Here is a 12,778-nt window from a genome sequence, read left to right as displayed (position 1 = left end):
GGGCGGCACGGTCCCGGCGGGCGGGAGGATGCGGGGCCAGGGGTCCCGGCCGCGGGCGCCCCGGGCGCCGTTCAGAAGCGTTCGGTGGGGATGCCGCTGGTGATCCGCAGCTGCACGTCCTTCTCCTGGTCGCCTGCCGCCGTGCCCTCCTTGCGGACGGCGAAGCTCGCGTTCAGGGTCTCGGTCATCCGGTCCACCGCCCAGTAGCCGCCCTGGAGCTCGACCGTGACGGGCGCCGCGAGGGTGACCGGCTCCGGGCCGGCCAGCGGGTGCGACACGTCGAAGGTCGTGGTCCAGACGGTGGCATGCCCTTCGGAGATGTACTGGGGCGTCTCGTGCGCGGCCCGGTCCGAGGTGTACGTGCGGCCGAGTGCGCGGAAGACGGTGTCCGCGTCCTCCCGGGAGCAGCCCGTGAGCGTCACGACCACCGACTCCTCGTGCTCCTGTGCTGTGTTCACCGTGGTTCGCCTTCCGTTCGTGCGTCCTCGCCGCCGACCGCGCCGAGCGGGCCGTTGTCCTCCCAGCCTCACCCTGCGGGCGTGCCGGTGCGACCGGGCCGCCGGGGGCGGACGCCGGCGCCTTGCGGGTACCACCGCAGGCGCAGGTCATGCACGAGCGTCGTCCCCCGGGGCCTCACGCCCCGCGCCGGGGAGCGCGGCCGCCGTCCCGCGGCCGGCCCGGTCCGCGGGACGGCGGCTCCAGACGAGCAGGGTCAGGGAGGCGACGGCCGCGACCGCGCACCAGGTGGAGACGAACGCGGCCCGCCACAGGAGGGCGCTGACCAGGGCCCCGGCGCTCGCGAGCACGCCGAGCAGCCGCAGGTGCCCGTCCTCGGCCAGGAGCAGCGCGCCGAGGGTGGCGAGCAGGTAGCCGCCCAGCAGCAGGGCCGGGTGGGGGACGCCGATGGCGTAGCCCACGGTGTGCTCGCGGATCTCGGCGCTCACCGCGGTGGTGGCGAGCACCTGGGTGAGGACGGCGGCCGTGACCGCTCCGGCGGCCGCGGGGACGGCGAGGCGGGGGCGGACACGGGCGGGCGAGGCGAGCAGGGTGCCGAGGGGAATCCACAGGGCGAGCAGGGGCAGGGCGACGACGGCCCATGCGGTGGTCCATGCCCCGGTGCCGCCGCCCCGGTGCCAGACCACGGCCTCCACGATCTGGTGCGCGCCGAGCAGCAGGGGGAGGGCGGCGAGCGGCAGTTCCCGGGGTCGGCCCCGGCGCACGGTGAAGGCGGTGGAGGCGAGGCCGGCGGTGGCGATCACGGTGCCGGCCGCGAGGTCGGCCGTAGCACTCCAGCACATGTGGTCACGGTACGACGGTCGGGATCAGGACACCGGCGGGCACCGGGCGAACGGGAGCGATCGCGGCATTTGGGTGCGGGGGGCGGCCCGGAGTCGCGTTCCCCCGGGACCGCGGGCTGCAAGCGTCCGAGGGGCGCGGCCCGTGGGAGCGGGCCCATGGCGTCGAGGCCCGTGTGTGCGGACGCCACTGCCGGGCGCGCCCGGTGTACGGAGGCGCCATGTGCCGGGCGGACACCCTTCGCGCGGGGGCGCGGCGCGAGAGCCGCGGACCGGTTGCGGAACGACGCGTTCCTGATCAGACGGCCGAACACCCCCCTCCCGACGGGTGCCGCACGCCGCCCGGGCGAGACCGGAGTAGTCCATTCCCCAACCATCGAGCTGACGCCGCCTCAGCAAACACTCCGTTGCTTTTGCTCTTCTTTTACTTCGCGCCGCCCGCCTCGCCGCAGCTCCGCCCCGATCTCCGGCGCACCCCCGGCAGTGACACGCGTCCACGGGGCGATCCGATGGACGCGCGTAGCGCGGCCGAAAGGCGATCTTGTGGCGCCCCCCGGCGAACCCCAGGATTCTGGTGGCGCGATTGACAGGCTCATGACCGACACCAACCCTGTGCCGGCCGTCTCTCTTCCGCGCTCCCACGGGCCCCGCCACCCAACGGGCCCCGATCCCCCACGGAGGATGCAGTGAAGATCAAGCGCTTGTCCCCCCTCGGCGGCATGACCAGAGGCGCCCGGCTGATCGCCGTCGCGTCCGCGCTCGTGGCCGCGTCCGCGCTTGCAGCCCCCTCGGCCATGGCCGAGGCCGCCCCGGCGAAGGCCACCGTCGCGCAGCTCGCCCAGGCGGGTGAAGCGGTCCTGGACGCCGATGTCGCCGGCACCGCCTGGTACACCGACCAGGCGACCGGCAAGGTCGTCGTCACGGTGGACTCGACCGTCTCCGCCGCGGAGATAGCGACCATCAAGAAGGAGGCCGGCGACCGCGCGGGCGACCTGCGGATCGAGCGCACCGAGGGCACGTTCAACAAGCTCATCGCCGGCGGCCAGGCGATCTACGCGGGCGGCGGCCGCTGTTCGCTCGGCTTCAACGTCCGCAGCGGCAGCACGTACTACGCCCTGACCGCCGGTCACTGCACCGAGATCGGCAGCACCTGGTACACCAACTCCTCGAACACCACCGTCCTCGGCAGCAGGGCCGGGACGAGCTTCCCCACCAATGACTACGGCCTGATCCGCCACGCCAACGCCTCGGCCGCCGACGGCCGGGTGTACCTGTACAACGGCAGCTACCGCGACATCACCGCCGCGGGCAACGCCCGTGTCGGCCAGTCGGTGCAGCGCAGCGGCTCGACGACGGGCCTGCACGGCGGCACCGTCACCGGCCTCAACGCGACCGTCAACTACGGCGGCGGCGACGTCGTCTACGGCATGATCCAGACCAACGTCTGCGCCGAGCCCGGCGACAGCGGCGGCCCGCTCTTCTCCGGCACCACCGCGCTCGGCCTGACCTCGGGCGGCAGCGGCAACTGCTCCTCCGGCGGCACCACGTTCTTCCAGCCCGTCACCGAGGCGCTCAGCGCCTACGGCGTCAGCGTCTTCTAGCAGGGCGGCCGGAAGGCTTTCCGGCACACCCTCCCGTCGCGCAGTCCGGCGGCCCGCCCTCGGGGGCGGGCCGCCGGTCCCTTTTCCCCCTCCCGGCTCCCGGGCGTTGTCAGTGGCGCGCGAGATGCTTGACGGTCCGACACCTTCAGGAGGGGAAGAGTGAGATGAACGAACCGGAGCTCGCCGCCGCGCAGGCGTATCTGCGCCTGCTCCAGACCGCCAGGGCCGTGCTCGCCGACCCACGGGCCGCCCCGCAGGCGCTGCCGCTGCTGTCGGCGCCGATGGCGGAGGCGGACGCCGCGCTCGGCGCCGTCGGACTCGCGGGCAACGAGGCGGACTTCTTCCGGCTGGTGGCAGGGCTGCATCCCGCCGAGCGGCCGGACAGGAGCGCCGCGTGAGACGGCCGGGCGGCCGGCCCCCGCGCTCCCCGGGCCCGGCCGCCCCCGGCTCACCACATGCCCCCGGCGCCGCCGCGTCCCGGGCGGGACGGCGACGGCGCCGGGTCTGCATGCCGGGCCCGGACGGTGCCGGGGCCCCGCGGTGGTTCAGCGCGCGGGCACCAGGCTGCGGGCGGGATCGTCGGACAGGCCGGCGGCCAACGCCGCGGGCAGCGGCCGGAACTCGACGGCGGGCACCCTCGGCGCGCGGGGACCGCGCCCGATGTGCTCGGACTCCTTCACCCGCCGGGTGAACCAGACCACCTTGCCGTCGTCGGTGCCGCAGGTGCCCCAGCTGTCGCTCAGCTTGGCCACCTTGGCGAGACCGCCGCGACTGGGCGCGGAGGTGCGGACCGGGGGCAGCCGGCGGTCGCGGTCCGCGACGGACGCGCTGAGCCGGCTGCCGGACCAGCGCAGTTCGACGACGCACGTCTTGTCGCCCTCGACGTGCCGGACGACGTTGCCGACGAGTTCGTCCAGGGCGCCGCAGACCGGGGCGACCTGTGACGCGAGGTTCCAGTGGCGCAGGTGGGCGGCGACGATGCGCCGGATCTGCGGCACGCGTTCAGGTGTGGCGGGTACTTCGATGCTGTACTGACACGCGGAAACCGGGACGTTCATGACCGTGGCTCCTCACCGCGACGGCCCTTCATTCGTGGATGGTCCCCGAGTACGAAGAGTGAGCACTTGTCGCTTCTGGGTCACCACGAGGATGACCCGCCCCCGTCCGCCCCGCAACCCGCACGGCCCGCGCCCGGTCGGCCCAATCGTCCCGCCGTACGGCCTGACCTGCGCTCCCCCGGCCGGCAAGGGACGGCCGTCGGGCGGCGTTCCGCCCAGATCGTTAGAATTCGAACATGGCAGAGCGGCCTTTCACGCCGACGGCGCCCGAACTCCTCGTGGAGACCGATCAAGGGTCCACACCCGTGAGTCCGAGCCGGGACTACCACGTCGGCCGCGACCCCCTCAGTGACATCGTGATCGACGACGCACGGGTCTCCTGGCACCACGCGGTGCTGCACGCCGAGGACGGCCACTGGACCGTGCAGGACGACGACAGCACCAACGGCACCTACGCCGAAGGGCGCCGCGTGCGCACCTGGGACGTCGGCCCCGGCAGCGTCATCCGCTTCGGGAACCCCTCCGACGGTCCGCGCGCCACCCTCGTCGGCCGTGCGCCCCCGCGGTCCGCCGCCCCGGCCCGGCCGTCGGCGGTGTCGATGCCGGCCGCCACGGGCACCTTCCGGCAGCCCACCAGCATCCGGCCGCTGCCGGCGCGGACGGTGCGGATAGGCCGCTCACCGGACAACGACCTCGTCGTCGACGATCTGATCGTCTCCCGGCACCACGCCGAGCTCCGGTCCCTCGACGGCGGCGGCTACGAGATCGCCGACCTCGGCAGCCACAACGGCACCTATCTCAACGGCCGCCCCGTGGACAGCGCCCCCGTCGGACCGGGCGACATCGTGGGCATCGGACACTCGGCGTTCTGCCTGGTCGGGGACGAGCTGCAGGAGTTCGTCGACACCGGCGAGGTCTCCCTGGACGTGCAGAATCTGGCCGTCTCCGTGGACCGGGGCCGGCGCACCCTCCTCGACCACGTGTCCTTCCCCGTCGGCGAGAAGTGCCTGCTGGCCGTCGTCGGCCCGAGCGGCGCGGGCAAGTCCACGCTGCTCAACGCGCTGACCGGGCTGCGGCCCGCGGACGAGGGCACCGTGCTCTACGACGGCCGGGACCTCTACCGCGACTACGCGGAGCTGCGCCAGCGCATCGGCCTGGTCCCCCAGGACGACATCCTGCACGCCCAGCTCACCGTCCGCCGGGCCCTCGGCTACGCGGCCGAACTGCGGTTCCCGCAGGACACCGCGCGGGAGGAGCGCAGGGAACGGGTGGCGGAGGTGATCCGCGAACTCGGCCTGGAGCAGCGGGCCGACCAGCCGATCCACAGTCTCTCCGGCGGTCAGCGCAAGCGCGTCAGCGTGGCGCTCGAACTGCTGACCAAACCGTCGCTGCTCTTCCTGGACGAGCCGACGTCGGGTCTGGACCCCGGCATGGACCGCTCCGTGATGCACATGCTGCGCGGCCTCGCGGACGACGGGCGCACCGTCGTCGTCGTCACCCACAGCGTGCTGAGCCTCGACGTCTGCGACCGTCTGCTGATGCTGGCGCCCGGCGGGAAGATCGCGTACTACGGTCCGCCCGACGACGCGCTGGCCTTCTTCGGCTTCGAGCAGTGGCCCGAGGCGTTCGAGGCGTTCGAGAACGACAAGGACCGGGACTGGGCCGGGACGTACCGGCGGTCCCCGTTCCACGAGCGGTACATCGCCCGGGCCACCCGGCAGCCGCCGCACGAGGACGGCGGCCGTGCCGGGCCCGTCGCGCCGCCCCCGACCGCCCAGAGCTGGGGGGCTCAACTGCGTACCCTGGTGCGCCGTTACGCGGCCGCGCTGAGCGCCGACCGGACGTTCCTCGCCATCATGGTGGCGCTGCCGTTCGTGATGGGAGCGATGGCCCGTGCCCTCGCCGGCAGCACCCTCGACCGGGAGACGGCGCTGAACGCGCTGCTCATCCTGTGTGTGGGCGGTGTCCTCACCGGAGCGGCGAACGCGGTGCGCGAGCTGGTCAAGGAACGGGTCATCTACCAGCGGGAGAGAGCCGTCGGACTCTCCAGATCCGCCTATCTGATGTCGAAGGTCGTGGTGCTCGGCACGATCACGGTGCTCCAGGCGGTGGTGCTGACGCTGGTGGCGCTCGCCGGCGTCGACCTGAACGCCCCGAACGGCGAGGGCGTCCTGATGCCCCCGCTGCTGGAGATCACCTTCGCGGTGGCGCTGCTGGCGTTCACCGCGATGATGCTCGGTCTGCTGGTGTCGGCCCTGGTGCGCAAGGAAGAGGTCACCATGCCGCTGCTGGTGCTCCTCGCGATCGTCCAGGTCGTCTTCTGCGGTGCGCTGCTGAAGCTGGACGGCGTCGCGGTGATCGAGCAGCTGGCGTGGTTCGTCCCCTCGCGGTGGGCGCTCGGCGCGATGGCGGGCACGATCGACCTGGGCCGGATCGTGCCGGGCGACCTGACCGGCGACGCGCTGTTCGAGCACTCCGTGGCCGTGTGGCTGCTGGACATCGGGATGCTGGTGGTGCTGTCGGTCCTCTTCGGCTTCGTGGTGTCCCGGCTGCTGCGGCGTCACGAGCCGGCCATCATGCGAAAGTAGGCGCCTGTGACGAGCTGGGACTTCGCCCCCACCCATGTCGTCCCCCGGGCCGGACTGCCCGCCTGGGAGGGCCCGGACACGTCCCGGCCGACGGTGCCGCTGGACCCGCTGCTGCCCGTGCAGCTGCTGGAGCGGCGGGGGGACTGGGCACAGGTGCTGTGCGTCAACGGCTGGTCGGCCTGGGTGGACGGGCGGCTGCTGGTCGCCGTCCCGGCGGACCCGCCGGCGGCCGGGCAGCCGCCGGCCCGCACCGCCGATCCGCGTCCGCTGCTGGCCCGGGCCGAGGAGTCGCTCGGCCGGTACCGGCACGCGGCCGGGGAGCTGGCGGAGGGGCGCCTCGACGGCGAGACGTTCCGGCTGCGGACACGCGGTCTGCGGGTGGGGATGGTGGTCGACGGCGAGTCGGTGTGGCTGTACGACTCCGAGCACGAGCGGTGGGTGCACTGCGACGGGCGGCGTCTGGCGACGCTCGCGGCGTCGCAGGAGCCCGCCGTCGGTCCCGGGCAGCCCCCCGGGGCCCCGGCGGTGCCGGGCGCCGCCGGCCCGACCKGGGTGGCGGGCGGGCCCGACGCGCCCCGCGCCCCGGGCCCGCCCGCCACCCCCGGGAGATGGTCGATGGACGCCGCCACCCGCGACTCGTGCGTGAAGCGCTTGCGGAACGTGTCGTTGCGCGCCAGCTCCGGGGCGAGCAGCTTGAGCGCGACCGTGCGGTCCAGCCGCAGGTCACGCGCCCGGTAGACGACCGCCATGCCGCCGCGGCAGGGTGAGGACTGATGGCTCCGGACTCCTCGCTCCCCGGCGGCCGCCCCTCCGAGCTGATCGGGAAGCAGGTCGCCGACTACCTCGTCGAGCGCGAGATCGGCCGCGGCGGCATGGCGGTCGTCTACCGGGCGCGTGACCTGCGGCTGGACCGCACGGTCGCGCTCAAGCTGCTCGCCCCGGAGCTGGCGCGCAACGACACGTTCCGCAAGCGCTTCACGCACGAGTCGCGGGTGGCGGCGTCCATCGACCATCCGCACATCGTCCCGGTCTTCGAGGCGGGCGAGACGGAGGGACTGCTCTACATCGCCATGCGGTACGTCGCCGGTCAGGATCTGCGCGTCCTGCTGGACCGCCGCGGACCGCTGCCCTTCGCCGCCGCCTGCCGCATCGCCGCCCAGGTGGCGTCCGCACTGGACGCCGCCCACGCACACGAACTGGTGCACCGCGATGTGAAGCCGGGCAACATCCTCGTCGCCGAGGGCACCGACAGCGACCATCCCGAGCACGTGTACCTGACCGACTTCGGGCTCACCAAGAAGTCCCTCTCGCTCACCGGGTTCACGACGGTCGGCCAGTTCGTGGGGACGCTGGACTACGTGGCGCCGGAGCAGATCTCGGGGCGGCCGGTCGACGGCCGGTGCGACGTCTACAGCATGGCCTGCGTGGTCTACGAGACCCTCACCGGCGGACCGCCGTTCCGCCGCGACGACGACATGGCCCTGCTGTGGGCGCACCAGTACGATCCGGCGCCCGCGCTGACCTCCCATCGCTCCGATCTGCCGCGGGCCGTCGACGCGGTGATGGCACGGGCGCTGGCCAAGGGCCCGGAGTCCCGCTTCGACTCGTGCGGACGGTTCGTCGCGGCCCTGCGCGAGGCAGGGGCCGGCCGCCCGGTGGTGCGCACGGCGACCAGGGTGGACGGCGGCCCCGCGCCCGGGGGGCCGCCCGGTCCGCCACCCGAGCCGCCGCACTGGGCGCGGCCGGTGTTCGCCGGCCCCTGGACGGCGGGGACGCCCGCACGAGGCGCCGTAGGTCAGGGGCGGGGCGGCGGCGCCTCGCCGTGGTGACGGAAGCGGGTGGCGAGCAGGCCGCAGAGGAAGCCGGACACCGCCCCCCAGCCGGCGCCCAGCAGGAACGCCTGCCAGAGCATCGGCCGCAGGGACACCTCGCCGCCGAGGTCGCCCCCGAGATCGCCGATCCCGAGCAGGGAGAGCCCGTAGTGCGCGGAGACCCGGGCGAGCAGGGCCACCGCGGGCAGCGTCAGCGCGAGGGCGACGGCCATGTGCAGCGCGTGCTGCCAGGGCCTCACCCGGGCGGGTGAGCGGAGGACCATCAGGAAGGCGGCGCCGAGGACCAGGAGCGCGGCGACGACGAGCAGCCACCACGCGCGGGCGTCGCGCTCGGTCAGCGTGCCGAGGTCGAGCGCGGCGAGGTCACCGGTGCGCAGCACCTCGTCGAGGAGCTGCGGCATCGGCAGGCCGAACGGCCCCTTCACGGTGCCCTCCCAGCCGGTGCCGAGTCCCACGGTGAGGGCGAGCCACATCAGGTTGGGCAGCCCGAGGAGGATCACCGCCAGGGTCTCGGCCGCGTGCCCGCGCGTGGCGGCGACGACGACGCCGATGACGACCCCGACGGCCAGGGTCGCCAGCAGCAGCGCGACCATGGCGTACGCGGCGGGGCGGACGGCCTCCTGGAAGCGCAGCAGCCCCGGCGGCAGCGGTGCGGCCCGGGAGACCAGCAGGGAGAGCGCGAGGACACCGGCCAGCCACAGCAGCCCGATGACGAGCGTCTGCGGCACCTCGGTGCGGAATCCGACGCGCGGGGTCGCGCCGAACACGTCGATCAGGCCGCCGGTGGGATCGTCGAACTCGATGGTGAAGGTGTGCCGGGCGAAGGCCGCGAGGCCGGTCAGGCAGACCAGCCACAGCAGGGCGATGCGCAGGGCCCAGCCGGCGAGTTCGGGGGCGCCGGCCACGGCGCGGTGGCGCAGCGGGCGCAGGAACAGCAGGCCGACGACGAGGGCGCCGACCACGGTCACGGAGAGCGGCAGCGCGTCGAGGCCCGCGTCCGAGCGGGCGATGTCGCCGGCGTCGCCCGCGACCTCGACCGATCCGCCGACGGCGAGGACGACGACGGCGGCGACGACCTGGGGGAAGGCGCCGTCGGGCAGACCGGCGGCCCCGGCGGCCCACAGGCCGAGGACGGCGGTGACGATCATGGCGAGGTAGCCGGCGACGACGGCGGCCAGGGCCTGGGGCCAGCCGTGGGCCGCTCGGGTGCGGGCGGGCTTCGTCGTTGCGTGCTGACTCACAACGGCCACGCTAAGCAGGGCGGGCGGGGCCCGCTCCCCGGGTGGGCCGACCGCGTCCGCTTGCGGGCCCCACGGAGGGCGGGCACACAATGAACACGGTGCGCGACCCCGGCGGGGAGTTCCTTCTCCGCCGCTCCGCCGCATCTGGGAGGTAGGGCCCGTGAGCATCGAACCGCCGTCATCCGGACGTCCCGCAGGCCCGCCGTCGGGTCCGCTCTCCGGGCCTTCCCGGCCGGGCGCGGGAGGTCCTCCGTCGGGCCCGTCCGGCGGGTCCGTGCCGGGTTCCGGCGGGCCACCGTCCGGTTCCGGTGAGGGCCCCGGTCGCAGCGGTCCCCCGCCGGGGCCGCCGAGCGGCCCCGGCGGCAGCGGGGGCGGCCACGAGGAGCCCGCGGAGGGCGGCGGAGGCCCGGGCGGACCGCAGCGGCCCTGGTGGCGCTCGGCGCCGCGGATCGCCGCCGTCTCCCTCCTGGTCGTCGCGGCGGTGGTGGTGACGGTCGTGCTGACCCGGCCCGGCGGCGGCACCTCCGGCAGCGGCGAGGGAGAGGTCTTCCTCCAGGCCGCGAGCACCGAAGGACCCGACCCGTTCACCGAGTCGACGGCGCGGGACGCCTCGCCCGAGCCGTCGCCCAGCGCCACGGCCCCCGGCCGCCCGAGCCCGTCCGGCACCAACGTCACACGGACCGTGCGCGGTTCGTCGCCCGGCCTGTACGGCGGCACCCGCGACGTCGCGAGCTGCGACGTGGAGAAGCAGATCAGGGCGCTCGGCGCGGACCCCGCGAAGAACGAGGCGTTCGCCGGCGCGCAGGACATCGCCCCGGACCAGGTGCCGGCGTATCTGCGCTCCCTGACACCGGTCAGCCTGCGGATGGACACCCGGGTCACCAACCACGGGTTCCGGGACGGCAAGGCGGCCCCCTACCAGGCCGTCCTCCAGGCGGGCACCGCGGTGCTCGTCGACGACCGCGGTGTGCCGCGGGTGCGGTGCGCGTGCGGCAATCCGCTGCGGCCGCCCGTCGCGCAGCAGAACACGCCGAAGCAGACCGGCACTCCGTGGCCCGGGTACCGCGCCTCGCAGGTCGTGGTGGTGACGCCCGCCCCGCGCGACGTGGAGGTCTTCGTGCTGTACGACCCGAAGAGCGGCGAGTGGATCGCCCGTCCGGCCGGGGACACGGGCAAGGGCGACAAGAAGACCGAGCCGCCCGAGCGCACGTCCTCCCCCGCGCCGTCCGAGAGTTCGCCGTCGCAGGGCACCACCGAGCCCGGCGCGTCGTGCGTGCCCGGTGGCGGCCGGCCCGGCTGCCCGCCCGGGGAGGAGTCCGGCCCTGCGTCCGACCCGGCGTCGGAGCCGCCGCCGGGTGAGTCCCCGCAGAGCCCCGCCCCCGAGCCGCCGCCGGCGTCGCAGGCGCCGCCGGGCGAGCAGACGGTACCGGCACCGGGATCCGAGGCGCCCGCGCCCGGGTCCGAGGCACCCGCCTCCGGGGGCTGACCGGCTTCCCTACCAGCCCGGCTCCCCGTCGCGCAAGGGTGCGTGACACGCCGTCGGCGGCCCGCGCTATGGGCCGCCGTCCCATTTCCGGCCCCCGCGGTCCCTTCCTACTGTGACCGGCATCTCAGTGACCCGCGGAGGTTCGGATGTCTGTGCACGAGTACCGGAGGGCAAGCGGTCCGCGACGGCGGACGGTGGGCCGGCTGCTCGCCGTCCTCGCCGTGCTGGCGGGGGGACTGTGGTTCACACCCGTGGCGCCCGCGCAGGCGGCGGTGGCCCTGGAACGGGTGAGCGCCTTCGGCGCCAACCCGGGAGCCCTGGAGATGTACGTCTACCGGCCGGCGTCGCTCGCGCCGTCGCCCGCCGTGGTCGTGGCGATGCACGGCTGTACGCAGAGCGCCCAGGTCTACGCGGACAACTCCGGTCTCACCACGTTCGCCGACCGCCACGGCTTCCTGCTGGTGTTCGCCGGGACGACGTCGGCGAACAACCTCAACAGCTGCTTCAACTGGTTCCAGACGACGGACAACCGGCGCGGGCAGGGTGAGGCCGCGTCCGTCCGGCAGATGGTCGCGCATGCCGAGAGCGCCTACGGCGCCGACGCCTCCCGCACCTATGCGACCGGGCTGTCGGCAGGGGGCGCGATGACGTCGGTGATGCTCGCCGCCTACCCCGACGTGTTCGAGGCGGGCGCGGTGGTCGCCGGGATCCCGTACGACTGCACCAGGGACAGCGGGCCGTTCGTCTGCATGAGTCCCGGCACGGACCGCACGCCCTCGGTGTGGGCGCAGCGGGTGCGCGACGCGTATCCGTCGTACGGCGGGCCGTGGCCGAGGGTCGCCGTCTGGCACGGCGACGACGACACCACGGTCGCCCCGGTGAACGCCGCCGAGCTCAGGGATCAGTGGACGGCCGTGCACGGAACGGACCAGACCGCGGACCGGTCGGACACCGTCGGGCCGAACGGCACCCGCCGTGAGCAGTACACGGATGCCGCGGGCCGGGTGGTGGTGGAGGTCGACCGGGTGCCGTCCATCGGCCACGGCACGCCCGTCGATCCGGGGACCGGCCCGGACCAGTGCGGGCGCACCGGCACGGCGCACTTCATCGCGTCGATCTGTTCCAGCCGCTGGATCAGCGAGTTCTTCGGACTCACCGGCGGCGGGCCGGGCCCCGGTACGCTGCCCGCGCCCGCGGGGCTGACCGCGCAGGCGGCCTCCGACACGTCGATCACCCTGCGCTGGAACGCGGTCCAGGGCGCGGCCGGATACGCGGTGCACCGCGGCGGGACCCGGGTCGCCGTCGTCTCCGGCACCGGCTGGACCGACACCTCGCCCGCGCCCGGTTCCACCCACACCTACACCGTCGCGGCACGGGACGCGGCGGGGACCGAGGGCACGCGGTCCGCCCCGGTCACCGCGACGACCACCGGTGCGGTCGCCGTGTGCCGGACCGCCACCAACTACGCCCATGTGCAGGCCGGCCGGGCGACCACCACGGGCGGCCTGGTGTACGCCAAGGGGTCCGGCCAGGCCATGGGGCTCTACAACACGTTCGTCACCCACACCCTCAAGGAATATCCGGTGGGTCACCACACCGTGGCCGACGGCGCCTGCCCCTGAGCGCCCCGCCGCCCGTCCGCATCCCCCGCACCATGTCCACCGCCGTCACCGGCCG

At 74.6% G+C, this 12,778-nt stretch carries 11 protein-coding genes; 7 read left to right on the top strand and 4 right to left on the bottom strand.

The window, feature by feature from the left end; genetic code table 11:
• Positions 1-71: 71 nt before the first annotated feature.
• Together EAO77_RS34050 and EAO77_RS34045 are read right to left on the bottom strand one after the other, a co-directional pair.
• Positions 72-458, bottom strand: a complete 387-nt coding sequence (locus EAO77_RS34050; protein WP_147992186.1) for a hypothetical protein — start codon at positions 456-458, stop codon at positions 72-74.
• A gap of 147 nt (positions 459-605) precedes the next feature.
• Complete coding sequence (locus EAO77_RS34045) at positions 606-1,298, bottom strand: DUF6629 family protein (protein WP_261994273.1); 693 nt, start codon at positions 1,296-1,298, stop codon at positions 606-608.
• A 683-nt stretch (positions 1,299-1,981) separates the two neighbouring features.
• Between EAO77_RS34045 and EAO77_RS34040 the strand changes: the two genes are divergently transcribed.
• Positions 1,982-2,896: a S1 family peptidase gene (locus EAO77_RS34040; protein ID WP_147992185.1), complete on the top strand. Its 915-nt coding sequence runs from the start codon at positions 1,982-1,984 to the stop codon at positions 2,894-2,896.
• 164 nt (positions 2,897-3,060) lie between these two features.
• Positions 3,061-3,294 carry a hypothetical protein gene (locus EAO77_RS34035; RefSeq protein ID WP_147992184.1) on the top strand — a complete coding sequence of 78 codons (234 nt, stop codon included), beginning with the start codon at positions 3,061-3,063 and terminating at the stop codon, positions 3,292-3,294.
• Between the two features lie 147 nt (positions 3,295-3,441).
• Here EAO77_RS34035 and EAO77_RS34030 read toward each other — a convergent pair whose 3' ends face one another.
• Positions 3,442-3,954 (bottom strand): ATP-binding protein, encoded by a 513-nt coding sequence (locus tag EAO77_RS34030; RefSeq protein WP_147992183.1) that lies wholly within the window; start codon positions 3,952-3,954, stop codon positions 3,442-3,444.
• 236 nt (positions 3,955-4,190) lie between these two features.
• Here EAO77_RS34030 and EAO77_RS34025 point away from each other — a divergent pair, with 236 nt between their 5' ends.
• The 3 genes from EAO77_RS34025 to EAO77_RS34010 are packed head-to-tail and all read left to right on the top strand — an operon-like array spanning position 4,191 to position 8,371.
• Positions 4,191-6,542, top strand: coding sequence for an FHA domain-containing protein (locus EAO77_RS34025; RefSeq protein ID WP_147992182.1), 2,352 nt, complete (start codon positions 4,191-4,193; stop codon positions 6,540-6,542).
• Positions 6,543-6,548: 6 nt separating this feature from the next.
• The gene (locus tag EAO77_RS40685; RefSeq protein WP_261994272.1) at positions 6,549-7,280 is read left to right on the top strand and encodes a hypothetical protein; all 732 of its coding nucleotides are present in this window, start codon (positions 6,549-6,551) and stop codon (positions 7,278-7,280) included.
• Between the two features lie 35 nt (positions 7,281-7,315).
• Positions 7,316-8,371 (top strand): serine/threonine-protein kinase, encoded by a 1,056-nt coding sequence (locus EAO77_RS34010; protein WP_147992181.1) that lies wholly within the window; start codon positions 7,316-7,318, stop codon positions 8,369-8,371.
• Here the strand turns inward: EAO77_RS34010 and EAO77_RS34005 are convergent.
• Entirely contained in the window at positions 8,338-9,615 is a 1,278-nt protein-coding gene (locus EAO77_RS34005) for a streptophobe family protein (RefSeq protein WP_147992180.1), read from the bottom strand. The two genes, EAO77_RS34010 and EAO77_RS34005, sit on opposite strands and share 34 nt — an antisense overlap.
• 160 nt (positions 9,616-9,775) lie before the next feature.
• Between EAO77_RS34005 and EAO77_RS34000 the strand changes: the two genes are divergently transcribed.
• Both EAO77_RS34000 and EAO77_RS33995 read left to right on the top strand, forming a co-directional pair.
• The gene (locus tag EAO77_RS34000; RefSeq protein ID WP_187283536.1) at positions 9,776-11,101 is read left to right on the top strand and encodes a DUF6777 domain-containing protein; all 1,326 of its coding nucleotides are present in this window, start codon (positions 9,776-9,778) and stop codon (positions 11,099-11,101) included.
• 146 nt (positions 11,102-11,247) lie between these two features.
• Complete coding sequence (locus EAO77_RS33995; protein ID WP_147992179.1) at positions 11,248-12,723, top strand: alpha/beta hydrolase family esterase; 1,476 nt, start codon at positions 11,248-11,250, stop codon at positions 12,721-12,723.
• Positions 12,724-12,778 lie beyond the last annotated feature (55 nt).

It is taken from the genome of Streptomyces sp. T39, from assembly GCF_008042045.1.
Classification (GTDB): Bacteria; Actinomycetota; Actinomycetes; order Streptomycetales; family Streptomycetaceae; genus Streptomyces.
Note: the sequence above shows the minus strand (reverse complement) of the source record. Positions and strands in the feature narration are given on the sequence as shown.